This window comes from Stenotrophomonas sp. TWI273 (genome assembly GCF_039674765.1).
In the GTDB taxonomy this organism is placed as follows: Bacteria; Pseudomonadota; Gammaproteobacteria; order Xanthomonadales; family Xanthomonadaceae; genus Stenotrophomonas.
In genome coordinates, this window is record NZ_JBDJOA010000003.1 from 260,555 (window position 1) to 284,122 (window position 23,568).

Here is a 23,568-nt window from a genome sequence, read left to right on the forward strand (position 1 = left end):
AGGGCGCCTTTTTTTTGTGTCCATAACCCGCCAACCAGGCAAAAAAGACCCCGGCAGGCGCCGGGGTCGAAGACCCGTCCACGGAGAGTGAGGGAGTACGTTAGAAGTCGTAGGACGCCGACAGCCGAACCGTGCGCGGCGCAGTAAAGTAGGTCCCGATACCATAGAGATTGGACACGGTGTCGGGCCCTGCCTGGTACGTCGCATCCGACTGCAGCGCGCGGCGCTGGTTGAACACGTTGAACACATCCAGCCCGAAGCCAAGACGTTGCTGGGCGAACGTGGGGCGATACATCACGCCCAGGTCCACGCGCGTGGTCCACGGCTGGCGGCCGGCATCGCCCGGACGCGAGGGGCTGCCATTGCAATAGTGGTAGGCCGAGCCGTAGGCGATCGGATCACTCTGGTCGGCGCCGTAATAGCCCAGGCAGCTCTTCGGCGCACCGGACATCACGCGCAGCGTGGCCGACGCCGTCCACTCCGGCGTGAACTGATAGGCCCCGTAGCCCTTCAACTGATGACGGCGATCGTTGGCGAGATAGCCACCGGCGTACTCCATCAGGTAGGAAGAATCCCAGTCCTGGGTCTTGGAGACATCATCCTGGCCGATGTCCGATTTGACCTGTCCTTCGGTGTTTCCGAAACTGCGCGACCAGGTGTAGTCGAGACGGCCATACCAGTTGTTGCTCATCGGATGTTCGACAAACAGATCGACCGCCACGTAATCACGCTTGGCCTTGTTGCTGCCCAGCCCCCAGTCCGCCCCGCTCATGCTCACTGGCACGTAGCCGGAGCCGTCGGTCTTCTTGACCAGGAAGGTATTGGTCTTGCCCGGGTTGAAGATCACGCAGCCCGGCACCTCCAGGTTGCTGGAATCCACACCCATGGCATCGAGCTTGTCGTAGATGCGGTCCGAATCGCAGGTATCGTCGATCGCGGTCTGCAGGCGACGGTAGGTGACTTTCGCGCCGCTGTTCCACGCCGTGCCGAGGGTCTTCTCGAAGCCGAGGATCAGCTCGTCCTGGTACTGCGACTTCAGATCGCTCGGCGCCACGCTGCGCGGATCCGGCGTCTGTCCATACTCATTGTTGGCCGACACCGGGCCCGGCCCCAGTTCGCCCAGTCCGGTCGGATTGCCATTCGCGTCGATTCCCGTGTACGTGAAGTACTCGCGGGTGTAGGTCGACGCCGACGCACCGCGGATGGCCACACTGTTGGGCAGCGCCAGGAAATAGCGGCCCAGGTTGGCGAACACCTTCAGCGAAGAATCACCGAATACGTCCCACGCCGCGCCCAGCCGGGGCGCCCACTGGTGGCCGGTTTCGACATACGCCACGGCGGCGCTGTTGTAATTGGTGAACGTGTCGTTGCGTACGCCCAGGGTCAGCAGCCAGTTCGGCGTCACCTGCCAGCGGTCTTCAAGGTAGTACGCCTTCTGCTTCAGCGACATGCTGGTGGTGGTGGAGTAGATGTACTTCTGCACGAAGTAACCCTCGCCACCGGGCGGGGTGATATCGAAGCCAGGCGACGGCGACGAACCCGGGGCGATGCGCGAGTAGATCCAGGCGTAGCCGGGGCCGGTCATCGCCTCGCCTTCGTTGCTGCCCTGGAAGGTCATGTTGTCGATACCACCGGTGATCTCGTGATCGCCGATGCGGTACTGCAGGTCCACGCGCAGGCCACGCGACGTGCTGCCCGCGTTGTAGGCCTTGTCGTTGGCCGCCGGCTGATCGTTGCGGATCGGGGTGCCACCGGTGATCAACGGATCCTGGTTGTTGGCGCCACTGATGAGAGGATTGCCCGAACTCAAGGGATTGGAGTCCAGGTTGTCCTGCTTGCTTCGCCCCCACAGTGCGCTGAGCGTGAGGTCGTCGGTGAGGTAGCTGGTGAACTTGAAGACGTCGTAGGTGTCCTTCACCTTCGTCGTGTTGGCAAACGTCCCCGTGCGCTCGCCCTCGCTGCGGGTCTCGTAATCGAAGTCCCGGTAATAGGCGTCGTAACGGTCCGTGTTCTGGAGACGCGTGTATTCCAGCGTGTTGCTGTCATTGATGTTCCAGTCGATCTTGCCGTAGAACTTCGGGGCATCAATGGTGTAGTGGCTGCGCGACTGCTGCGCCGACTCGATGGAGGCCGTGGACACGCCGTCGGACTTATCCTGCTCGGCCGCCAAATGGACGAACAGCCGGTCTTCGATGAGCGGGCCGCTGACGTAGCCGCTGTAGGTGGTACGGGTCGCCTTGTCGCCGCGACGCGAGCGGTACAGCGTGCCGGGCAGTGTCGGATCCTCGAATTCATACCCCTCCTGCAGCCCGCGGTCCGGATACAGAATGTCGCGGGGCGATTCGGCCAGTGAATCGGGCTGCCAGGTGGTCTGGAATCCAAAATGCCATTCGTTTGTACCGCGCTTGCCGAGCTGGTTGATCACGCCGCCCGTGGAACGGCCATAGCTTGCGCCATAGCCACCGGTGAACGTTTCCTGCTGATCGATCGAGCCGTAGGGCAGGCTGACGCCACCGAGGCTGTTCAGCGGGTTGGTCGCGTTGAAGCCATTGATGTAATACGCGTTCTCGCTGACGCTGGACCCCCCGAAGGAAAGCACCGAGCGCGAGCCGTTGCTGAAGGCGCCGCTGCCGCCGACCACACCCGGGGCGAGCAGCGCGATGGCTTCCGCACTGCGGCCCAGGGGCAGTACATCCAACTGTTCGGAGGTGATCACCGAGCGCGACACCGTGTTGCTCACATCGATCTTGGGCACATTGGTCGCTGTCACATTGACGGTGCCGAGGGTGGTCGCATCGCCACCGGCGCTGCCACCGCGGCTGAAGGAGACTTCGGTACCGGCACCGACGATCAGCTGCACGTCGGTGCGCGTCTCGACAACCTGCCCGTCGCGCTGCAGGGTCACGGTGTAGCGCCCCACCGGCAGCGAACCCAGGGTGTAACGGCCGTTGGCATCGACGGTGGCCGAGCGGCGCAGGCCAGTGTCACTTTGCACGACAACCGTAGTGCCCGCGGCGGACGGCACAGAGCCGTAGACGGAGCCCGTGGTGCTCTGTGCTGCGGCGGCGCCGATGAAGGAGGTCAGGATGACGGCCAAGGCCGTGCGCTTCAGCCGATTGGCCGGGATGCTGGGTGTCATGGAGTGTCCTTGAGTCGGGAGTTGCATACCGAAATGTCAGCAGCGTTGCGGCGAAATGACGTTCATCCGCAACTGAACCCGATCTTAATTTCACTGTTTTGCAAGCCGCAATTCAAACTGAACTGACATCTAACTCACTGAATTAGAAGACTTTTATTCTAATTCCCGACGAAAAAAAGCTGATCACGACAATTATCCGAGGCATATCGAGATAATCCATCTCAGTTTTTTATCTGGATACGGGACGTTACCCACACTTTCTGTATGCTGATTGCGAAGGCACCCGGGCAAAGACGACGCACCACGAATAAAAAGGAGGCGAACACGACAACGCAGCCTCACGCCCGTCAGGGCGCAAGGTGCATTTCACGACATTCAACGCCTTACTTGATGCTGCGCAGGTGATTGGGTCGCTTCGGCGGGCCCGGCGGACGACGGTTGTTGAACGGTGGTTGGCCCCGCCAGTAGCGGATCAGCAGCCAGCCGAACAACATGCCGCCCAGATGCGCGAAGTGGGCCACGCCCGGCTGCCAGCCGGTGGCGCCCAGCATCAGCTCCATCGCACCGAACACGATCACGAACGTGCGTGCCTTCATGGGGATCGGCGGGAACAGCAGCATCACCCGCTGGTTCGGGAACAGCATGCCGTAGGCCAGCAGCAGACCGAACACGCCACCGGACGCACCCAGCACCGTGGCCGGATCGGCCAGCATCATGCCGACCAGCAGCTGGCACAGGCCGGCACCGGCGACGCACACCAGGTAATAGATCAGGAAGCGCTTCTCACCCCAGGTCTGTTCCAGCGGCGCGCCGAACATGAAGAGCGCGAGCATGTTGAAGAACAGATGGCCGAAGCTGCCATGCAGGAAGCCATAGGTCAGCAGCTGCCAGGGCTGGAAGTTGCCGCCCGGCGAGAACGGATCGAAGCCGCCGCCCAATGGCTGCAGCATGAAAGGCTCGAAGGTGCCGTTGCCGAGCAGGAATGGCTGCTGCAGCAGGAACAGCACGGCGTTGGCGATCAACAACGCTTTGGTGACAGTAGGCAGTCGCGGAAACATGGGGGCATCCTTTGGAACTGCGCCCATCATAGCCGCAGCGCCCGGCCGCCATCTGCGTGGCGGCGCCCGCGTTCAACCGACAGGCAGCGTCAGCCCGGTCCCCACAGGGCGGCATCCAGATCGTTGGCGCCGGCTACCGGCATGTCCCTCACCCGCCCCCGTTCGATCACCACGCCTTCGGCGCGCAGCCGCTGGCTCTGTTCCTTCCACCCTGCCGAGCCTTCGGGCATTGCAATGCGCCCGTCCGAACGCAGCACGCGGTGCCACGGTAGGTCCGGGTCGTCATTCATGCCAAGCACGCGCGCGGTCAGCCGCGCCCTGCCCGGCAGCCCCGCCTTGGCGGCGACCTGGCCGTAGCCCATCACCTGCCCGCGCGGGATCGCGCGGATCACCGCCAGAATCCGTGCACGCGCCTGCGCCGCCGGGTCATCGCCCACGGCGGCCGCGTTCACGCGCGGACCCGGCTGACCAGCAGCACGCCGAGCAGGACCAGGGCCGTGCCGAGGATCTGCCACGGCCCCATGGGTTCGTCGAGCAGCCATAGACTCATCACGATGGTGGAGACCGGACCGAGCATACCCACCTGGGCGGCCAGCGACGAGCCGATCCGCTTCACCGCCAGCATGATCGCCATCACCGGCAGCACCGTGCAGACCGTCGCATTGATCAGCGACAGCCAGTACACCGGCGTGGGCGCCTGGCCCAGCGCGGACATCGGGTGCAGCACAGCGAAGTGCAGCACGCACAGCACGCAGGCCACGCAGCTGGCATAGGCGGTCAGGCGGATCGCACCGATCCGCGCCACCACCTGGCCACTGCCGAACAGATACAGCGCATAGCTCAGCGCACTGGCGAACACCAGTGCACTGCCCAGCACGATGCGCCCGCCTTCCAGCTGCAGGTCATGGCCAAAGGCCAGCAGCACGCCGAGATAGCTGAGCACCAGTGCCGCCACCTGCCAGCGACCCGGGCGCTTCTTCAGCAGGACCAGGCTGATCAGCAGCACCAGCGTGGGGTTCAAATACAGGATCAGCCGCTCCAGGGTGACACTGATGTACTGCAGGCCCTGGAAGTCCAGCAGGCTGGACAGGTAGTAGCCGGTGAAGCCCAGCCACACCACGCGACCCCGGTCGCCCCATGACAATGCCGGCGCGCGCCGCGCCGACCATACCGCCAGCAACGCGAACAGCGGGAACGCCATCAGCATCCGCAGCGCCAACAGCGTGGTGGCATCCACACCATGCCGATACGCGAGTTTGACGATGACCGCTTTGCCCGAGGCCGCGATCGCGCCAATCGCGGCCAGTGCGATGCCTCCGGCGGCGATGCGGCTGGAGGACGTGGGCAGCGAGGAGGCGGGTGAAGTCATCAGGACGACGGACAGCCGCGCGGGGGCGGCTGGGCAGGTGGGGGGGCGGCCATTGTCGCATGCGTGGCGGCGGGTGTTCTGCGCCGGCAGACGCTGCAGGAACGGCGCTCCGATCCTGTTTCAACTGCGGAAAGGACAGCGCAGGCCGCCGAGCCGTTCGCCTGCGGAAGGGTGTGCCGCGCGGTGCGCGGTTGCCACGCATGGCGTGGCACTACCGGATCCCTGCCGAGGCTGCGGCAGGTGCACGCCGCTGATGCGCTTTCAGCGCATCAGTACCACTTCTTCTGCCGAGGTCGGATGGATCGCCACGGTGTCGTCGAACTGGGCCTTGGTCACGCCCATCTTCACTGCCAGTGCAAACCCCTGCAGGATTTCATCGGCAGACTCGCCCAGCAGGTGGACACCGACCACACGCTCCTCCTCGCCCACGCAGACCAGCTTGAACAGGCTGCGCTGGGTGCCATCGGCCAAGGCCTGCAGCATCGGGCGGAAGTTGCTGCGGTACACGCGGACGTCGCCGTACTTCGCGCAGGCCTCTTCTTCGCTCAAGCCCACCGCACCAAGCGCCGGGTGTGAAAACACCACGCTGGCCACGTTCTCATAGTCCATCTTCGCCTGCGGCTGGCCACCGAACAGGCGGTCCATCAACTTGCGCGCCGCGGCGATCGCCACCGGGGTCAGGCCAACCTTGCCGGCGATGTCGCCCACTGCGTGCACGCTGGGTACCGCGGTGGTCTGCCACGCGTCGACCTCGACCTCGCCCTTGTCACCGATCACCACGCCGAGCGCTTCCAACCCCAGATCGGCACTGTTGCCGCGTCGCCCGGTGGCAAAGAACACCGCATCGAAATGACCGTCGGCCGGGCCATCATGGCCGAGCGCGACCACGGCATCGCCGTCACGCTGCAGCTCGCGCAGGCGGTAGCCGAAATGGATCTGTACGCCTTGGTGGCGCAGGTTCTCGGCAAGCTGTGCGGTCAGTTCTGCATCGAAGCGCTCCAGCAGCCGCTCGCCACGTACCAGCAGCGTCACGCGGCTACCGAGCGCCTGCAGCAGCCCGGCCAGCTCCACCGCGATATAGCCACCGCCGACGATAGCCACGCGCTCCGGTGCGCCGCACAGGTTGAAGAAATCATCGGAGACCAGGCCCAGTTCGGCCCCGGGAATCTCCGGCCGTTGCGGATACGCACCGGTCGCGATCAGGATGTGAGCGGCACTGATGCGCACGCCATCGCTGCACTCCACGGTGTGCGCATCCACCAGCCGGCCACGGCGCGGTACACGCACCACCTTGTTCTCATTGAGTCGCTTGAGATAACTGGAATGGATGTTGGCGATGTAGGCCTGCCGATGCACCACCAGTTCTTTCCAGTCCAGCGAGGGGCGCACCGGCACATCGAAGCCCATTGCGGCGGCCAGGCCGATACGGCCGGAAAGATCGGCCGCCAGCCACATCGCCTTCTTCGGCACGCAGCCGACATTGACGCAGGTGCCGCCCAGTTCGCCCGGCTCCAGCATCGCCACGCGCTGGCCGTGCTGCGCCGCGCGGAAGGCCGCGGCGAGGCCGCCGGAACCACCGCCCAGCACGATCAGGTCATAGTCGTATTGCGTCGTCATTGGCATCGCTCAACTCGGTAAGGGGCAGGATCGATCGCCGGCGCGCGGCCGTTGATCAGGTCTGCCATCAACTGGCCGGAGCCGACGCTCATGCTCGTGCCCAGCATGCCACGACCGGCTGCGATCCAGACGTGAGGGTGCGTGGCACCGCCGTGTCAGGCCCGGCGCAGCGGCGGCCACTGCAGATAGGTCATCGCGCGCCAGATCCACTCCAGCGGCCCGAACCGGAAGTACCGCAGCCACGCATGGCTGATCGCCACCTGCAGCGCGAACAGGGCCAGCGCGAACGGAATCTGCCACAGGCGCGGCATCGTTTCGAACGCGCCCAGTCCATAGCCATAGAACACCCAGGTACAGACCAGCGACTGGCCGATGTAATGGGTCAGCGCCATCCGCCCCATTGGCGCCAGCACCTGCAGGCGTGCGCGCCAGTGCACGATCCAGGCCAGATAGCCCAGGCACATCAGCAGCCCGGCCAGCGCGCTGACCGCATACGCCACGCCGCCGCGCAGGTCCAGCGTGCCGGGCGCCTGATAGGGGTGCCAGATCGCGCTGCCCAGCATCAGCACCAGCCCGACCGGCAACGCGACCCAGCGCAGCCGTGCATACAGCCGCGCGAACCGCTCGGGCTCGGCCAGCGCGCCACTGCGCGCGAACCAGCTGCCGATCAGGAACATGCCCAGCACTTCCGGACCGATCACGAAGATGCCCGACAACATCGCGCCGAGATCACGCAGCCGCTGTCCCACCGCCTGCCCCCAGCTGCCATGCGCGTACGCCTGGCGCTGCAGCTCGATCGTGCGTTGGGCCTGGGCGATGGCCTCGCGCAGCGGTTCCTGCGTGTGCTCCATGCTGGCCATCCAGCTCATCAACGCCCCCAGCACCAGCACCAGGGCGGCAGCGCCCAGATAGCTGGTCGCGCCCATCGCGGGCAACCAACTGCGCGGCGCCTCGCGGCAGGCAAGCAACAGCATCGAGATCAACGCATAGATCACCAGGATGTCGCCGGACCACACCAGCAACGCGTGGCACAGGCCGATCAGCAGCAGCGCCACGCTGCGGCGCAGATAGAACGGTGCGAATGCGCGCCCGGCCGCTTCGGCGCGCTGCGCCATGACCGAGAACCCCGCGCCGAACAGCAGCGAGAACAGGGTGAAGAACTTGCCCTGGACCAGCACGTAGATGGCCGCATCGGCCCAGTAGTCCGCGCCCTGCCAATGCGGATCGATGCCGGTGAAGGACAGGTCCAGCGGACCGCTGAACGCCTCCATGTTCATCAGCAGGATGCCCAGCAGCGCGAACCCGCGCAGGATGTCGATGACGGCGATGCGCTCGTGGGCACTCACCGGCTGCAAAGGAGAAGAAGCTGCGTTCACAGGCAATCCGCTGACCAGGGCCGCCATTATGCCGTGCGCACGAGGGCCTGCCGCACAAACGAAAACGGCCCGCCGAAGCGGGCCGTTGGATCAACCAGGGGTTGCAGCACTCAGTGCTGGTGGCCGCCGTCGCCGTGCACGTGGCCGTGCTCGATTTCTTCCTTGCTGGCTTCGCGCACGTCGACGATCTCGACGTTGAAGTGCAGGTCCTTGCCGGCCATCGGGTGGTTCAGGTCGACATCGACCACGCTCATGCCGACCTTCTCAACGGTGACCGCGCGCGGGCCGAAGTTGGTCTGCAGCACGACCTGCTGGCCCGGGACCAGCTTGCTGGTGCCGAAGTGCTTCTTGGGCACGCGCTGGGTCAGGCCTTCGCGGCGCTCGCCGTAGGCATCGGTCGCCTTGACGTCCACTTCGAAAGTGGCGCCGGCTTCCTTGTCCATCATGGCGTTTTCCAGGCCCGGGATGATGTTGCCGTGGCCGATCAGGATCGCCAGCGGATCACGGTCCTTGGAGCTCTCGATCGGCTCCTGGCCCTGCTCGGCGACGGTGTAATGGAAACGGACGACGCGGTCTTTTTCGATCTTCATGCGCAACTCTGGTCTGGAGACTGCCGAGGGCAGACGGGTGAGGCGGGTTGTGGCCTGCCGGATACGCCGCCATCATGACGGCCTTCTAAGGTCGCGCATTATCCGGACAACATGCACATGACGCCAGTTTCGCGCCTGACCCGCCTGCCCGGCCGCCTGGCCCTGCTGGCGATCATCGCCCTGCTGAGCGCCTGTGGCGGCGGCAAGACCACCCGCCCGGCCCCACCGCCCGCCTCAACCCAGGTCTGGCCCAGCGTGACCCCGAACGACCCGCAGGCGGCCAACGCGGTGCTGATGCGCGCGATCGGACTGGTGGGCACGCCGTACCGTTACGGCGGCAACACCCCGGAATCCGGCTTCGACTGCAGCGGCCTGGTCGCCTACGTCTATCGCGAGATGCTCGATCTGCGGCTGCCGCGCACCTCGCGCGATCTGGCCGCCGTGCAGGGGCCGAAGATCGATCCCAAGCGCCTGGCGCCGGGCGATCTGGTGTTTTTCGGCAACAAGGGCAACGTCTTCCATGTCGGCATCTATGTCGGTGAAGGCCGCTTCGTGCACGCCCCCAGCACCGGCGGCACGGTCCGTCTGGACTCGCTCGGCGGTTCCTATTGGAAGGACCACTACACCGGGGCGAAACGCGTCCTTAACTAAGCTGAACAGGGGTAAGGTACAAATTTGTGACGTACATCACATAGTTGTAAACGAAAAATTAACGGAATTTGTACCTAATCACTGCGCTTACACGGCATCATCACCCATCGTTTTTATTCAGTGACCGCCGCGTGACGACAGACGACCTGACGTGCAAAGGCCAGACCGCCGCCACCCGGCGACGCGCCCGCCCCGCTTTCCTCGCTGCAGCACTCTGCCTGGCCAGCCTTCCGGCCTGGGCGCAGTCCGCACCGACGACCGCTCCCGAGGTTGCTGCACCCCCCGTCACTGTCACCCCCGATTCTTCCGCGCCGGCCAAGCCCAAGGCTGATGCGCCGGCCCGCAGCAAGGCTGATGCCGCTGCCAGCGCCACCCTCGCCGCCCTGCTTCCGCACCTGGCGGCCAACGACACCATCCCGCTCATGGATCGCTCGGCGATGTTCGCCGGTGACCTGAGCCGCCTGCTCGCCAACTACGACGCCAGCACCGGCGCCATTACCGTGGCCGGCGACGCCGCCGAAAACGGCAAGGTCCAGTCCCTGCTGCGCCGTGCGATGACCCTGCTCGGCACGCCGTACCGCTGGGGTGGCACCTCGCCGGACAGTGGTTTCGACTGCAGCGGCCTGGTCGGCTATGTGTTCCGTACCGCGCTGGGCGTGGAGCTGCCGCGCGTGTCGCGCGAGATGGCCCATGACGGCGCTGCCGAACTGATCAATGACCGCAACGCCCTGGCGGCTGGCGACCTGGTGTTCTTCGGCCGCAAGGGCCGGGTCGACCACGTCGGCATCTATGTCGGCGAAGGTCGCTTCCTGCATGCCCCGAGCACCGGCAAGGACGTCCGCGTCGACAGCCTGGTCAGCGGCTACTGGGGCGGCAAGTTCATGCAGGCCCGCCGCGTCGACCTCTGACGGGCCTTGCTGAACGCATGGATCGAAGGCCGCTGCCCTGCAGCGGCCTTTTTTGTTGGGCCCGGCGATGGCCGCTGACCGGCCCAACCCGCGTTCCTTTCTCTGTCACCGCCTGTTTTCCAGCGGGCGACACGCCCGGCGCACGCGCGCCGCGGCGGGGGACGGACCCGGACGTGGGGCGGCACGTCCTGGGCAACCGATCAGGCAGCAGACACCGCCCGTGATCCTCGTCGACAAGGTGACGCATGGCGGCTGTCCCCGATTTTCCTGCCCGGTGTGTGATCTGGTTTGGGCAACCCCTCGCGCTTGAACGCGCGACGCTGGCTGCGGCCGGCTGGCAGGTGCGCGGCGTCGCCCCCGAGCAGTGCGCCGGCATCGGCATGCGCGGCAGCGACCAGGTCGTCGGCCTGCTGGACCTGCGTACCGTGGTCCCGGCCAATCTGGCCCACCTGCAGCAGCTGCTGGTCGACCACCGCCACATGAGCCTGCTGGCGTTGTTGCCGGCGGCTCCGCTGCGCGCCTCGCCGGTGCTGGATGCGCTGCTTGCCGCCTGTGTGGATACCTATACCGCCCCGATCGATCTGCCGCGCGTCGTACAGCGGCTGCAGCAGCTGGCGGGCGCCGACCCCCTGCCCGCGCCCCATGGCCCGCAGTCCCTGATCGGCGACAGCGCGGTCCTGCAGGTCACCCGCGCGGCCATCCGCAAGTACGCACCGGTAGACCTGCCGGTACTGATCACCGGCGAAACCGGCACCGGCAAGGAACTCGCGGCGCAGGCGCTGCATGCACTGTCCGCGCGCCACGCGCGTCCCTTCCTGGCGGTGAACTGCGGCGCCATCCCGGCCGCGCTGGTCCAGTCCGAGCTGTTCGGCCACGAGCGGGGCGCCTTCACCGGTGCGGCAACGCGGCGCCTGGGCCTGTTCGAATCGGCCAGTGGCGGCACCGTATTCCTGGACGAGATCGGCGACCTGCCGCTGGATGCGCAGACCAATCTGCTGCGTGTACTGCAGGAAGGCACCGTCGAACGCGTCGGCAGCAACCGGCCGCTGGCGGTGGATGTGCGTGTGTTGGCCGCCACCCACGTCGATCTTGAAGCCGCGGTCGAACAGGGCCACTTCCGGCGCGATCTGTTCTATCGGCTCAACGTGCTGCGCCTGCCCCTGCCACCGCTGCGCGAGCGCGGCACGGATATCGCGATGCTGGCCCACCATTTTCTCGCCAGCTTCCGGCATCGCCACGTCACCCGGGCGCGTGGCTTCACGGCCGATGCCGTCCAGGCGCTGGAGCGCTTTGCATGGCCGGGCAATGTGCGCGAGCTGCTCAACCGGGTGCAGCGTGCAGCGATCGTCAGCGATGCCGAACTGATCACCGCCGCGGATCTGGAGTTGAGCCAGCCGCTGCTGCCCATCACCGCGCACGGCCTGCACGGCGCAAAGCAGGTCGCCGAACGCGAAACCCTGCTGCATGCCCTGCGCCAGAACGACTTCAACATCACCGCCTGCGCCCGCCACATGCAGGTCTCGCGGGTGACCGTTTACCGGCTGTGCCGCAAGCACCAGCTGGCGCTTCCCGAACTGCGCTGACCTTCAGCGGTGGCGTCGCAGCCTCCGCAGCGCGCCTACAAGCTGTACGGCACCTTGAACGCCAGAGTGAAGTCCGGTGCATCCGGGGTCAGGCCGATACCCAGCAGGCTCACCAAGGTGGTCTTCTGGTTGAGGGCGTAGGTGATGCCCAGGTTCAGCGTGCCCGCGTTGGCGTCACTGCCGATCACCTTCAGCCACTGGCCGTTCTTGTAGCGCGTGGACGCGCGCGCGCTCAGCTTGTCGCTGAAGGAGATGCTCAGGCTGGTGCGCTCGTTGAAGGCGAACGCCACGCCGGCACCGAAGTAGTACGAGCCGCCCAGCTTCACATCCCCCGGGTTGGTGGTATCCGGGTTGGCGTCGATGTCATCGAAGCTGCGCGGGAAGGAATGGATGTAACCGATGTTGGCGAACAGGATCGCCGGATCGGCGGTCTTCACTGCGGAAAGCCCGACGTTGGCCTGCCACACCCCGTTGCCGGTGGGCTGCTGCTCGGGCACGGCGAAGCGGATGAAGTCATCGTCATCGCGCTCGAGCACCTTCCAGTCCAGCCCATACGGCGCACGCCCGGTCGGCGCGGTCGCGCCCACGGTCAACACGGTTTCCGGCAGCCGCCCACGCTCGGCGAACAGCCGATAGTTGGCGCTCACGCCAACATCGCCGATGCCGTTGCCGGTCGTCTCTTCCTGCGCGATGGCCGCGGCAGATCCGCCGGCGCCGCCCTTCTGGAACACGGTCTTGCGAGCCAGGTAGGGCACATCCAGGTTCAAGGTAAGGCGCGGACTGACACCCCAGCGCGCGGCCAGGTTGTAGGTCAGCGTGTCCGACTCGACGTTCTCGATGGCGATGTTGCCCAGGAAGATCGCGTCCAGCGCCAGGAAGCCGTTGAGGCTGAGCTGCTTGCGGTCATAGCGCGCGTAGGACAGGCTGTTTTCGATCGTGAAGCGGCGACTGAACAGCGCAGCCTGCTGTTGTTTGACGTCATCCACGCTGCGCCGCGATTCCTGTTTGGCCTGCTGCGCTTCGGCCGCCGAGCTGGCGTAACCGTCGGCGCTGGCCGGCGCTGCGGGCGTGCCAGCCGGCAAGGCCTGTTGAGGTGGAGGTGCGGCACCGGCGACGGGCGCGGTCTTGCCGGTCAGCCGCGCCTGCATGGCCTGCACCTGCATGTCCAGCTCGCGCAGGCGCCGTACTTCCTGCGCGTAATTGGCTTTCAGGCTTTCCAGCTGCGCCATCAAGGCCTTGACGTCGGCTGCGTCATCGGGCGCCGGCTGTTGTGCCTGTGCCTGGGCGGACGCAGCCGCCATGAGTGCCAGCGCCGCCAGCGCCAGCGGTGTTGCGCGGATCATCGTGTGCATTGCCTTGGCCCACTGTTGTGTTGTCGCTCCCCCTGCCGGGCCGATGGATCACTGGCCCGGCCCCATGCCTACGCCGCGTACCAGCGTCATCGCCTGCGCCACGTTCTGGTTGAGCGGAACGTTGTTGGCCAGCGATTGCCTCACGAGGTCGATCTGCAGCCGGTTGGTGACCGACTGTCCATCACTGCCCAGCGCGATGCTCTGGCCGACGCTGCCATTGCGGATCCATTGCTGGACCGCACCGACACCCTCGATCTGCAACTGCACCTTGGCCGTGTTGCCATCCAGCTGGGCCAGCGCACTGACACCGCCCTGCTGCACGCTGGCCAGGTTCACCCCTTCGCCGGTGGGCGTGGGTGCCACGCCATCGCGCACGCTCAGCTGGGTGGCGTTGCTGGCCAGGTTGCCGTCGCCGGCCACCTGGATGCTCTGACTCAGGCCAGCCACGTTCTGCAGGCCACTGGAGTCCACACTGCGCCCCGGTGTCACCGGCAGCGGCGCATCGGCAGCGGTCACACTCACGCTCGGTGCGAAGCTGATCTTCGGTGTGCTGCCGCCGTGGCTGAAGTCCATGCCCAGCTTCAGCGCACTCTGTGCCGACTGCCCGCCGGCGGTCTGCCATTGCGAGACCATGGTGACGCCGAACCACGCCACGGTGTTGCCACCGACGGTGTAGCGGCCCCGCATGAGGTTCAATTCCGGATCGGGGATTTCGCTCAATCCCTTGCCGGGCCGGCTCTCGTCGGCATGCGCCGGCGCAATGCCCAGCAGGGCGAGCAACACGATGCCGGGCGTCCAGGTTGCGATGTTCATGGTGCCTCCTTAAAACAGATCGGCATGGGTGAATCCGAAATCGACCAGTTCCGCATCGGTGATCGGCCCCTGCCTGGCGTACAGCGAACGGGCACTCGGCCGTTCACCGGGCTGCAGCAACGCCGTGTTGCGATCGAAGTCACTGCCGATCACGACAAACACGGCGCGCGACGGCCACGCCTGGAGAAATTCGCTGACGGGAATGCTGCGGTTGCCCAGAATCGGGTCGGCCACATCCACCAGATCGCCACGGACCTGTTTGAGGACCACGAAGTGGCGGAAGCCCCGCACATCCATCAGCACCAGCCCGGGCACGCGCAGTGAGCGCAGGCGCTCTTCATTGACGCGGTAGCCGCGCCCACGCATGCCCATCGATTCGACGTAACGCTTGATGTCCAGCAGCGAGAAACCCCGCTGGTGGACCAGTTGTGGATCCGAGACCCCCATCATCCCTTCGATCACCGTGCTCTCATCGGCCTCCAGGTGGTAGGCGTAGCGCAGGATCGTGGCCAGGGCAGCTGCGCCACAGCTGTAATCGGTGTGTTGCCGTACGACATTGCGGAAGCGCCGTTCCTGCATGCTTTCCACGCGCTGGGTGAGGACCGCCCCGTTGGGCAGCACACCACTGAAGCCGACGTCGCCGGCACGCACGATGCCCATCGGCATCATCAGCACCGACAAGGCCCACACCAGCATCCACGTGCGCATACGACTGGACATGTAGTACTCCGGCTCAGGAAGGAGCCCCTGCCCCAAGGGGGAGAAGGGACAGGGGCTCCCGGGGAGCCCGGTCATTGGCGGATGACCGGGTTTGTTGCGCTCAACGCGTACTGCTTGCGAAAACGGACAACCTTACTGTTCCGGACCGCCGCCACCGCCACCGCCGCCGGTGGAGGGCTGCGCAACCGCCAGGGCCAGACTGTTGGCCTGCAGGTTGCCGGTACCGGAGGCCACGTTCACCCCGATGTTGCCGGAGGCGCCGGAGAACGCACTGCCGGACAGCGCCGCGGTGTTGGTCGCATCCACGTTCACCCAACGGGTGGTGGAGACGGTGCCGCTCAGGCTCGCGTAGAGATCGGCCACGCCCAGTTCAACGAACTGGCTGGTGCCGCGCTCATCGGTATCGAACGCGATGCCGCCCACGCCCGGACGATTCGGGTTGGCGGTGGCATTCTGGATATCGCTATCCATGTCGATATGACCGGTTTCGCTGCCGCTCGGGTGATCCAGCGCGCCGCTCCAGGTATCCAGGTAGTAGTTGTCTTTCTGGTAGGCACTACCCGTGCCGCTGTAACGGCCCGCACCCACGGCCAATGTGGCACCGGCAACGCGACCACTCAGGTTCACGTCCACGGTGTCGGTCATCGACTGCAGGTAGCCGGCGTTGCTGACGGTGTTGCCGGAGGACACCTGGTTGGAGCTGATGCTCGAGGTCGCATAGGCGCTGGTGGCGACCGAGGCGGCGAGCGCGTTCTTCTGCTCGTTGTTGTTGCCCGAGGCGACGTTGGCACCGATGTTGCCGGACGCGCCGCTGAAGGCATTGCCACCCAGGCCCGCGGCGTTGGTCACGCCGGAGTTGAGGGTGGTGTTGCCACCGCCGAACTGGTTGACGAAGACTTCCGCATCGGCCATGCCGAAGCTGAAGGACGCATCGGCCGCGGACAGCGACGCCGCATTGTCCTGGGCGTTGTTGTCACCGGCGGCGACGTTGAAGCCCAGGTTGCCCGAGGCATCGGCACCGACGTCGTCGGCGATCGAGGCGCTGTTGGTCACCAGGGTGTTGCCGGCCAGATTGTTGGTGACCGACTGGCGGTTGTCGATGACGGCGATGGCGGCCGAATCGATGTCGATCGAACCGGTGATTTCCGGATCACCCGAGAAGCTGATGTCCGAGCTCAGGCGCAGGTCCTTTTCGATGTTCACGTCAACGCCGTGATTGTTCTTTTCCTGGCGTTCGTCGGCCTGGATGTTGCTGGTCTTGTTGACGTTCTCGGTGACGTTGCGGTTGCTGGTCACGTCGCGGTTGCTGGTGACGTTGGTGTTGCTCGTCACGTTGTCGTTGATGGTGGTGTTGGTGGTGCTGTTGTTGTTGCGGGTGTTGTTCCAGGTCCGGTTCCAGGTGCGCGAATCGGTATCGGTGTTGGTGGTGGTATTGGTTTCGGTGTTGGTATCGGTATTGGTATTGGTGCGCGTTTCAGCCACGTTGTGCAGGTGGTTGATGTTGGCGCTCTGGTTCTGGTTGTCGCGGTCATTGCCCCAGCCATTGGCGCCGGCGGAGGCGGATGCAGCGGCGACGGCGATGGCCAGTACGGTCCGTTTCATGTTGGTGTTCATGGTGCCCTCTCTCTCATCACAGACAATCGGGTGGATGTGACTACTCACGGGGTGGACTGCACCGAAATGCTCAGTTGGTTTGCGGTGGCGTTGCCGGATCCCGCGATTTGATTGAGTTGCAGGACGCCGTCGAATCCCTGCAGCGCGGAGGCTTCGACCGCCACCCTGCGAGTTCCGGCCGACCGACCGCTGTTGACGGCCCCCTGCCCCCCTGCTGACGCGAGTGCGCCCGACGCGGCCAAAGCCTCGTCGTTCGTTTCGCGTATGCCCTGTTGCGCCAGCGTGGCGGTGACGACGTTGAGCGTCGCGTTGCCATTGCCGCTGGCCTGGTTGATTGATGCGACGCCACTGGCGCCGTTCAGTGCCTGGCCACCGAGCGTGGCGCTGGCGTCCATGGCGGTGTCGCCGAGGCTGACGTTGTTGGACTGCTGCTGGCGTGCATCCACCTGGATATGGGCGTTGCGGCCGTTGGCGATGCCCATCAGGTTGGCCTGCTGGTTCAGGTCACCGGCAGCCATGTTGACGGTGATGGCGCCATCGGCGCCGGCCAGGGTGCGGCCGTCGATGCGGCTCTGGTTGAGATAGGAGAGCATCGCGGCGTAGTCGTTGCCCTGCTGGGCGTGTGCAGCCCAAGGAGCCAGCACCAGGCTGGTCAACAGTGCCATGCGCAGGACGGTGTTCATTTGCCGGGCCCGCCTGCGGGCTGGCCGAGCGGGAACTGGGCGAGTGCGCCACGCACCTGGTCGCCAATGCCGCGGGTGGCGTTGCCGACGGCGCCCATGGGGCCGCCGATGGTGTTGCTGAACTGGCCGCTGGAGAGCATGCCGCTGTCGGTCACTTTGCCGAGCGTGCCGTTGACCGTATGGCCGGTGACGCGTTCGATGGTGGTGGCGTTGCGGGGAATGCCGGCGCCGGTGTTGGAGCCCAGCGAGGCGTAATCGTCATCGCTGAGTTCATCCATGCCGGTGGAGGTGCCGAGGGCATGGCCGATTTCGCGGCGCGGTGAGGGGTCTGCGATAAGCGCCATGCCGGGGGGCGCAGGACGGTACGCAGGCCGTGCGGAGACGTCACGCAGGAGGACGATTTCGCCGGGTTGTGCTTTGACGCCCTGGCGTGCGCCGGAGGCGTTGGCGGCGGCCGGCAGGATGAGTGCGGCGGCGAGCAGCCAGAGTGTGGTGTGTCGTGTGCGGTGTGCGGCAACGCTGTCCATGGCGACCTCCCGATTACATGCGGAGGGTTGGAGCAGCATTCGTGCCAAGTTCCCAATGGCCGTGTTTCCGGGGTTTTCCTGCGGCGCGGGTTAATCGCACGCAACATTGCTGTTACAGCGGCGTTAGCGTTTGTGCGTATGAATAGGTTTGGCGATGGACGGCGTTGCGCTGAGAGTCAAGCGGGGTGCGGGTGTATCACGGGTGTTACACCGGGTGATACAGGGGGTTACGGTGCGGATTCAGGCTCGCCCCGGGTTTGCTTGTAAAGGCTCAGCCAGTCGCTTTGTCGTGAGGGCCGGCGATGCCAAGCCTCGCCAGCCCGCCAGACATCTGCCTGTTTGGCAGGAAGAAGCGACGATGCGAAAGCAGTTGCACACAAGCAAAAAAAGACCGGCTCTCGCCGGTCTTTGGGTGCTGCGTCCGTGCCTGCATCAGGACGTTCGTTCTTCGCCTTCATCCACGCCGAGGTTGGTGGATGGGTTGTCGTAGATCTCGCGGTCGAGCAGGCCGGTTTCCTTGGCGACGATGACCGGGACCAGCATCTGGCCGGTGACGTTGGTCATGGTGCGCATCATGTCGAGGATGCGGTCGATGGCGTAGAGGTAGCCGATGGTTTCCAGCGGGAGATTGGCGGCGCTGAGGACGACGGTGGCCATCACGACGGCGGTGCCGGGGACGCCGGCGGTGCCGAAGCTGCCCAGGACCGAGGCGATCAGGACCACGATGTACTGCTCGGGGGTGAGCGGCACGCCGGTGTACTGGGCGATGAAGACGGCGCACAGGGCCGGATAGATCGCCCCGCAGCCGTCCATCTTGATGCTGGCGCCGAGGGGGACGGCGAAGGAGGCGTAGTCCTTGTTGACGCCGAGGTTGTGGGTGATCGAGCGCATCGCGGCGGGCATGGCGGCGAAGCTGGAAGAGCTGACGAAGGCGACCTGCATGCCGGGGGCGGCGCCGCGGAAGAACTTGAGCGGGTTCAGGCCGTGCATGAGCAGCAGGCTGCCGTAGACCACGACGATGTGCAGGGCGCAGGCGATGTACAGGGCGAGCACGAAGTTGCCGAGCGGCAGCAGTTTCTCAAAGCCGTAGCTGCCGACCAGGCCGGCGATCAGGCCGAAGGTGCCCAGCGGGGTGATCTCCAGCACGAAGCGGGTCACCTGGATCATGATCTCGCTCATCTGCCCGGTCAGCTTGCGTGCCTCGCTGACCTTGTCGCCGAGCTTGACCATGGCAAAGCCGAGCAGGCCGGCGAAGAAGATCACCGGGAGGATCGAGCCGCGGCCCGCGGCCAGCACGGTTTCACCGGCGCCATTGATGCGGGTGCCGATGCCGGTCAACGCGTAGAAGACGTTGGAGGGCACGACATCCATCAGCACCTTGATCACGCTGGGTACTTCGCGCGGGGTGTAGCCGTGGTCCATGCTCAGGCTGAGCGCGCCGCTGCCCGGCTGCATGAGGGTGCCAACGCCCAGGCCCACGCACACGGCCAGGGCAGCGGTGATGATGAACCACAGGAAGGTGCGCCCGCCCAGGGCTGCCACGGACTTCTGCCCGTGCAGCGAGGAAATGGCGTTGATCACGGCGAAGAACACCAGCGGCACCGCGATCATCTTGATCAGGGTGACGTAGAGATCGCCGAGCGGGCCGAACCAGGTTTCGGCCGCCGGGCCGAGCAGCCAGCCGGCCAGTGCGCCCAGCACGAAGCCGCCGAGGACCCGTTGCCAGAAGGGGATCCGCAGCCAGGCAGAGACCAGCTTCATGTGCGTTCCAGAGATGATTTGACAGCTAGGCACCTTAGCCCAAGCGGGGCCGTGGCACGAGGCGTACACGGAAAATCAGCGTGTCATCGGCGTGCCTTGCGGCGTTCTGCATAATGAACGCCCGTTTCACATGTGAGATGCATTCATCCATGTCCCGTTTCACGCCTCTGGTGGCTGCCGTCACCACCCTGCTGCTTGGCGCCTGCGCCACTACCGCTCCCTCCTCCAGCGCCTCTGCCGGCGCGGTCCAGGTCGATGTGCCGGCCATTGCCCACCCCGCCGGGGAGACCCCGCAGTGGTGGTACCGCAGCGGTGCGGCGCGCGCGGCCAGCACAGGTGCGATGGACGGCAAGGCCAAGAACGTCATCCTGTTCCTGGGTGACGGCATGAGCCTGACCACGGTGGCCGCGGCGCGCATCTTCGAGGGGCAGCGCAACGGGCATCCGGGCGAGGAGAACCTGTTGTCCTGGGAGCGCTTCCCGGCCACGGCGTTCAGCAAGACCTACAACACCGATTCGCAGACGCCGGATTCGGCCGGCACCATGACCGCGATCACCACCGGCGTGAAGACCCACATGGGCGCGATCGGCGTCAGTGCGGGCACCCGCAACGACTGCGCCGACAGCCTGAACAAGGGGCTGCTGACCTGGCTGCAGCTGGCTGACAGCGCCGGCATGGCGACCGGGGTGGTCTCCACCGCGCGCCTGACCCATGCCACCCCGGCGGCGACCTATGCACACTCGCCGGAGCGCAACTGGGAAAACGACACCGACGTGCCGGACGAGGCCAAGGCCGCCGGCTGCCGCGATATCGCCCAGCAGCTGTTGTCGACCTCGCGCTTCGGGCGCGGCCCGCTGGTCGCCCTCGGCGGCGGCCGCGGTGAATTCACCACGGTCGAAGAACGCGATCCGGAGTATGACGACAAGGTCGGCCAGCGCCTGGACGGGCGCAGCCTGGTGACCGAGTGGCAGCAGGCGCACCCGCAGGGTGCCTATGTGTGGAACGCCAGACAGCTGCAGGCCGCCGCGAACGCCCCGGCGATCCTCGGCCTGTTCGAGCCGGACCACATGCGTTACGAGGCCGAGCGCAAGGACGACCCGGCCGGTGAGCCGAGCCTGGCCGAGCTGACCCAGGCGGCGATCGCCAACCTGTCGCGCCACCAGGAAGGCTACGTGCTGATGGTGGAAGGCGCGCGCATCGATCACGCCAACCACAGCGGCAACGCCTACCGCGCACTGACCGATACGGTGGCGATGTCCGATGCGGTGCGCGCGGCCGTCGAGGCGACCTCCGACCAGGACACGCTGATCATCGTCACCGCCGACCATTCGCACACGCTGAACTTCGTCGGTTACCCGGCACGTGGCAACCCGATCCTGGGCAAGGTGAAGGACAAGGGCGGCGAAGACGGTGCCGGCAAGCTGGACCTGGCCCGCGATGGCCTGGGCCTGCCCTACACCACCCTGACCTACGCCAACGGCCCGGGCTACACCGGTGCCACCAACCAGCAGCCGGTCGGCCCGAAGCGGTACCCGCACAACCCGAGCAGCTTCGATCCGAGCACCGGCCGGCCGGACCTGACCGCGGTGGATACCGAGCATCCTGATTACATGCAGGAAGCGCTGGTACCCGCCAAGAGCGAATCGCATGGCGGCGAAGACGTCGGCATCTGGGCACGTGGCCCGGGCAGCAAGGCAGTGCGCGGCACGATGGAGCAGAACGCGATCTACCACATGATCGTGCAGGCCACCCCGCGCCTGCGCCAGCGCCTGTGCGAGGCCGGCACCTGCGACGCCAAGGGCGTGCCGGTCGAGCTGCCCAAGCCGACCGCGTTCGAGCGCCAGGCCGGCGACAGCAAGTAATGCGTCTGCCGACCTGCAACACGACGAAGAGGGGCCGCTACGTGCGGCTCCTGCTGCTGGCAGCCGGCCTGCTGGCCTCCGCCATGGCGTGGGGGGGCACCGGCAGCGCGTGCACCGTGCTTACCGAGGAAGATGGCCTGCAACCGCTGGCCGGTTGCCAGTGGCGCGATGGGCGTCTGGCGCTGGATGCCACGGCGCTGGCGGCGTTGCCCTACGACCAGGACGGGTTGGCTGCCGTTTATGCCGGCGGTGGCTTCCACTATGTCCGTGCCGACGGTCGGCAACTGCCGGTGATCACCTTCGACAACGGCCCGGACTACGTGGTGGAAGGGCTGGTGCGCGGCCGCGTGGGCGCGCGCATCGGCTACTTCGATACCCAGCTGCGCCAGGTGTTCCCGGCGACCTTCGATTTCGGCTGGGCGTTCGATGACGGGGTGGCCCGGGTCTGCCAAGGCTGCCGACCAGGCACGCCGGACGATCATGGCCACATTGCGATGGTCGGTGGCACCTGGTACCGCATCGATCGGCAGGGGCGTCCGGCGATGGATGCCGACGCGCCGTGATCCCCGCGCGTGGCATCGTTGCCACGCAGCACCGATACTGCCGGTCTGCCTGAGATCGCACTGCCCATGACGTCCCTGCTGCCGCCACCGCCCTCTGTCGTCCGCCCCGTGCTGGTGGGCTTCAGCGGCGGGCTCGATTCGACCGTCCTGCTGCACTGGCTGGCCACCTCGGCGGCCCAGCGCACCGCGGGGCTGCGCGCCATCCATGTCCATCATGGCCTGCAGGAGCAGGCCGATGCCTGGACCGTGCACTGCACGCAGGTGTGTGCGCGCTGGAACATTCCGCTGCGGGTGCTCCGTGTCCAGGTGCAACGCAACCAGGGACAGGGGCCGGAAGCTGCCGCGCGGCATGCACGCCGTGAGGCGTTCGCCTCGCAGCTGCTTCCGGGCGAACAGTTGGCGCTGGCCCACCATCGCGACGACCAGGCCGAGACCTTCCTGCTGCGGGCGCTGCGTGGCTCCGGGGTGGATGGATTGGCGTCCATGCAGGTCACCAGCGCATTTGGTGCCGGCACCGTATGGCGGCCGTTGCTGGAGGTTCCGCGCAGCACCCTGCGTGCGCATGCCCAGGCCGAAGGCCTGGAGTGGATCGAAGACCCCAGCAACGCCAGTGACGATGCCGACCGCAATTTCCTGCGCCTGCAGGTACTGCCGCAGCTTCGCCAGCGCTGGGCGCAGGCCGATGCCGCCTTCGCGCGCAGCGCGGCGTTGTGCGCGCAGTCCCAACATCTGCTCGACAGTGCCGACCGCGACGCGCTGGAACGCTGCAGCGTCGGCCCCGGCGTGATCGACTGCGCGCGGCTGATGCGCCAGCCGGTGGAACGACGTGCGCGCCTGCTGCGCCATTGGGTGCGCGGCAGTGGCCTGCCACCGCTGCCAGCCGCCGGGGTCGAGGCGGTCGAGCGCGAACTGTTGCCGGCTGCGCACCATGCCGATGCCCAGTTCGCCTGGCAGGGTGCGCGTATCCGCCGTTGGCGCGGGCAGCTGCACCTGCTCTCTGCCAGCCTGGCCCTGCCAGCCGACTGGAGCGTGCATTGGGATGGCCGCGCGCCGCTGGCATTGCCCGATGGGGGCGAGCTGCGCCTGCTCGGCACGGACGCCGGTTTCGATAGCCCCGTGCAGATCCGCGCGCGCCGCGGCGGCGAACGCATCCAGCTGCCCGGGCGCACACATTCCCATGCGCTCAAGGACCTGCTGCAACAGCAGGGCCTGCCGCCGTGGCAGCGCCGTCAGCTGCCGCTCCTGTTCGACGAAGACACCCTGCTGGCCGCAGGCGACCGGGTCATCGGGGCAGCATTGCAACCGTGGTTGCAGGCCCATCATGCGCAGTTGCAGTGGACCCCGGGCGCGGCGTGAATTGACCCCGCCGGGCCAGCAGCCCA

At 66.3% G+C, this 23,568-nt stretch carries 20 protein-coding genes and 1 pseudogene; 6 read left to right on the plus strand and 15 right to left on the minus strand.

The features are described from left to right. Positions 1-100: 100 nt before the first annotated feature. From ABE571_RS05755 to ABE571_RS05790, 8 genes and pseudogenes are all read right to left on the minus strand, one after another. Positions 101-3,139 (minus strand): TonB-dependent receptor, encoded by a 3,039-nt coding sequence (locus tag ABE571_RS05755; RefSeq protein WP_346493360.1) that lies wholly within the window; start codon positions 3,137-3,139, stop codon positions 101-103. A gap of 383 nt (positions 3,140-3,522) precedes the next feature. Continuing rightward, positions 3,523-4,197, minus strand: coding sequence for a rhomboid family intramembrane serine protease (locus tag ABE571_RS05760; protein WP_070470961.1), 675 nt, complete (start codon positions 4,195-4,197; stop codon positions 3,523-3,525). Positions 4,198-4,286: 89 nt separating this feature from the next. Beyond that, positions 4,287-4,649 carry an MGMT family protein gene (locus tag ABE571_RS05765; protein WP_313208937.1) on the minus strand — a complete coding sequence of 121 codons (363 nt, stop codon included), beginning with the start codon at positions 4,647-4,649 and terminating at the stop codon, positions 4,287-4,289. After that, positions 4,646-5,566 carry a DMT family transporter gene (locus ABE571_RS05770; RefSeq protein WP_313219009.1) on the minus strand — a complete coding sequence of 307 codons (921 nt, stop codon included), beginning with the start codon at positions 5,564-5,566 and terminating at the stop codon, positions 4,646-4,648. Before ABE571_RS05770 ends, ABE571_RS05765 begins: the two co-directional genes overlap by 4 nt. 261 nt (positions 5,567-5,827) lie before the next feature. Continuing rightward, a complete protein-coding gene (gene gorA, locus ABE571_RS05775) occupies positions 5,828-7,183 on the minus strand; it encodes a glutathione-disulfide reductase (protein ID WP_313219011.1) in 1,356 nt (451 codons plus the stop codon). After that, positions 7,180-7,323 (minus strand): annotated as a pseudogene (locus tag ABE571_RS05780) (amino acid dehydrogenase); the annotation flags it as partial. The gene gorA and the pseudogene ABE571_RS05780, both read right to left, overlap by 4 nt. A 15-nt stretch (positions 7,324-7,338) precedes the next feature. Next, the gene (locus tag ABE571_RS05785) at positions 7,339-8,586 is read right to left on the minus strand and encodes a DUF418 domain-containing protein (protein WP_313219012.1); all 1,248 of its coding nucleotides are present in this window, start codon (positions 8,584-8,586) and stop codon (positions 7,339-7,341) included. Positions 8,587-8,669: 83 nt separating this feature from the next. Then, positions 8,670-9,149 (minus strand): peptidylprolyl isomerase, encoded by a 480-nt coding sequence (locus ABE571_RS05790; RefSeq protein WP_088433264.1) that lies wholly within the window; start codon positions 9,147-9,149, stop codon positions 8,670-8,672. A gap of 111 nt (positions 9,150-9,260) precedes the next feature. Here ABE571_RS05790 and ABE571_RS05795 point away from each other — a divergent pair, with 111 nt between their 5' ends. From ABE571_RS05795 to ABE571_RS05805, 3 genes are all read left to right on the plus strand, one after another. Further along, positions 9,261-9,800: a C40 family peptidase gene (locus tag ABE571_RS05795; protein WP_346493361.1), complete on the plus strand. Its 540-nt coding sequence runs from the start codon at positions 9,261-9,263 to the stop codon at positions 9,798-9,800. Positions 9,801-9,946: 146 nt separating this feature from the next. After that, positions 9,947-10,708, plus strand: coding sequence for a C40 family peptidase (locus tag ABE571_RS05800; protein WP_313209012.1), 762 nt, complete (start codon positions 9,947-9,949; stop codon positions 10,706-10,708). Positions 10,709-10,953: 245 nt separating this feature from the next. Beyond that, complete coding sequence (locus ABE571_RS05805; RefSeq protein WP_313219014.1) at positions 10,954-12,291, plus strand: sigma-54 dependent transcriptional regulator; 1,338 nt, start codon at positions 10,954-10,956, stop codon at positions 12,289-12,291. Between the two features lie 35 nt (positions 12,292-12,326). On the opposite strand, the gene ABE571_RS05810 is transcribed toward ABE571_RS05805, so the two are convergent. The 7 genes from ABE571_RS05810 to ABE571_RS05840 all read right to left on the minus strand — a co-directional run bounded on the left by ABE571_RS05810 (position 12,327) and on the right by ABE571_RS05840 (position 19,761). Next, positions 12,327-13,643, minus strand: coding sequence for a hypothetical protein (locus ABE571_RS05810; protein ID WP_121038531.1), 1,317 nt, complete (start codon positions 13,641-13,643; stop codon positions 12,327-12,329). A gap of 48 nt (positions 13,644-13,691) precedes the next feature. Continuing rightward, complete coding sequence (locus ABE571_RS05815; RefSeq protein ID WP_346481479.1) at positions 13,692-14,456, minus strand: hypothetical protein; 765 nt, start codon at positions 14,454-14,456, stop codon at positions 13,692-13,694. 9 nt (positions 14,457-14,465) lie between these two features. Beyond that, positions 14,466-15,152: a C39 family peptidase gene (locus ABE571_RS05820; protein ID WP_313209011.1), complete on the minus strand. Its 687-nt coding sequence runs from the start codon at positions 15,150-15,152 to the stop codon at positions 14,466-14,468. Between the two features lie 156 nt (positions 15,153-15,308). Continuing rightward, positions 15,309-16,778, minus strand: coding sequence for an adhesin (locus ABE571_RS05825; RefSeq protein ID WP_313219016.1), 1,470 nt, complete (start codon positions 16,776-16,778; stop codon positions 15,309-15,311). Between the two features lie 56 nt (positions 16,779-16,834). Further along, positions 16,835-17,473 carry a hypothetical protein gene (locus ABE571_RS05830; protein WP_313219018.1) on the minus strand — a complete coding sequence of 213 codons (639 nt, stop codon included), beginning with the start codon at positions 17,471-17,473 and terminating at the stop codon, positions 16,835-16,837. Further along, complete coding sequence (locus ABE571_RS05835; protein WP_313208928.1) at positions 17,470-18,000, minus strand: hypothetical protein; 531 nt, start codon at positions 17,998-18,000, stop codon at positions 17,470-17,472. Before ABE571_RS05835 ends, ABE571_RS05830 begins: the two co-directional genes overlap by 4 nt. Positions 18,001-18,432: 432 nt before the next feature. After that, positions 18,433-19,761 carry a dicarboxylate/amino acid:cation symporter gene (locus tag ABE571_RS05840; protein ID WP_070470968.1) on the minus strand — a complete coding sequence of 443 codons (1,329 nt, stop codon included), beginning with the start codon at positions 19,759-19,761 and terminating at the stop codon, positions 18,433-18,435. Between the two features lie 149 nt (positions 19,762-19,910). Here ABE571_RS05840 and ABE571_RS05845 point away from each other — a divergent pair, with 149 nt between their 5' ends. From ABE571_RS05845 to tilS, 3 genes are all read left to right on the plus strand, one after another. Then, positions 19,911-21,623 (plus strand): alkaline phosphatase, encoded by a 1,713-nt coding sequence (locus ABE571_RS05845; protein WP_313208927.1) that lies wholly within the window; start codon positions 19,911-19,913, stop codon positions 21,621-21,623. Further along, positions 21,623-22,186, plus strand: a complete 564-nt coding sequence (locus ABE571_RS05850) for a WG repeat-containing protein (RefSeq protein WP_313219021.1) — start codon at positions 21,623-21,625, stop codon at positions 22,184-22,186. The genes ABE571_RS05845 and ABE571_RS05850 overlap by 1 nt, the downstream gene beginning before the upstream one ends. A 66-nt stretch (positions 22,187-22,252) precedes the next feature. Beyond that, positions 22,253-23,542, plus strand: coding sequence for a tRNA lysidine(34) synthetase TilS (gene tilS / locus ABE571_RS05855; RefSeq protein ID WP_313208925.1), 1,290 nt, complete (start codon positions 22,253-22,255; stop codon positions 23,540-23,542). Positions 23,543-23,568 lie beyond the last annotated feature (26 nt).

What these genes read in the sequence shown, in the direction of transcription:
- ABE571_RS05755 (WP_346493360.1), bottom strand. Translation starts at nt 3,139, where the DNA reads ATGACACCCAGCATCCCGGCCAATCGGCTGAAGCGCACGGCCTTGGCC.
- ABE571_RS05760 (WP_070470961.1), bottom strand. Translation starts at nt 4,197, where the DNA reads ATGTTTCCGCGACTGCCTACTGTCACCAAAGCGTTGTTGATCGCCAAC.
- ABE571_RS05770 (WP_313219009.1), bottom strand. Translation starts at nt 5,566, where the DNA reads ATGACTTCACCCGCCTCCTCGCTGCCCACGTCCTCCAGCCGCATCGCC.
- gorA (WP_313219011.1), bottom strand. Translation starts at nt 7,183, where the DNA reads ATGACGACGCAATACGACTATGACCTGATCGTGCTGGGCGGTGGTTCC.
- ABE571_RS05785 (WP_313219012.1), bottom strand. Translation starts at nt 8,586, where the DNA reads ATGGCGGCCCTGGTCAGCGGATTGCCTGTGAACGCAGCTTCTTCTCCT.
- ABE571_RS05790 (WP_088433264.1), bottom strand. Translation starts at nt 9,149, where the DNA reads ATGAAGATCGAAAAAGACCGCGTCGTCCGTTTCCATTACACCGTCGCC.
- ABE571_RS05795 (WP_346493361.1), top strand. Translation starts at nt 9,261, where the DNA reads ATGCACATGACGCCAGTTTCGCGCCTGACCCGCCTGCCCGGCCGCCTG.
- ABE571_RS05805 (WP_313219014.1), top strand. Translation starts at nt 10,954, where the DNA reads ATGGCGGCTGTCCCCGATTTTCCTGCCCGGTGTGTGATCTGGTTTGGG.
- ABE571_RS05810 (WP_121038531.1), bottom strand. Translation starts at nt 13,643, where the DNA reads ATGCACACGATGATCCGCGCAACACCGCTGGCGCTGGCGGCGCTGGCA.
- ABE571_RS05815 (WP_346481479.1), bottom strand. Translation starts at nt 14,456, where the DNA reads ATGAACATCGCAACCTGGACGCCCGGCATCGTGTTGCTCGCCCTGCTG.
- ABE571_RS05820 (WP_313209011.1), bottom strand. Translation starts at nt 15,152, where the DNA reads ATGCTGGTGTGGGCCTTGTCGGTGCTGATGATGCCGATGGGCATCGTG.
- ABE571_RS05825 (WP_313219016.1), bottom strand. Translation starts at nt 16,778, where the DNA reads ATGAAACGGACCGTACTGGCCATCGCCGTCGCCGCTGCATCCGCCTCC.
- ABE571_RS05830 (WP_313219018.1), bottom strand. Translation starts at nt 17,473, where the DNA reads ATGAACACCGTCCTGCGCATGGCACTGTTGACCAGCCTGGTGCTGGCT.
- ABE571_RS05835 (WP_313208928.1), bottom strand. Translation starts at nt 18,000, where the DNA reads ATGGACAGCGTTGCCGCACACCGCACACGACACACCACACTCTGGCTG.
- ABE571_RS05840 (WP_070470968.1), bottom strand. Translation starts at nt 19,761, where the DNA reads ATGAAGCTGGTCTCTGCCTGGCTGCGGATCCCCTTCTGGCAACGGGTC.
- ABE571_RS05845 (WP_313208927.1), top strand. Translation starts at nt 19,911, where the DNA reads ATGTCCCGTTTCACGCCTCTGGTGGCTGCCGTCACCACCCTGCTGCTT.
- ABE571_RS05850 (WP_313219021.1), top strand. Translation starts at nt 21,623, where the DNA reads ATGCGTCTGCCGACCTGCAACACGACGAAGAGGGGCCGCTACGTGCGG.
- tilS (WP_313208925.1), top strand. Translation starts at nt 22,253, where the DNA reads ATGACGTCCCTGCTGCCGCCACCGCCCTCTGTCGTCCGCCCCGTGCTG.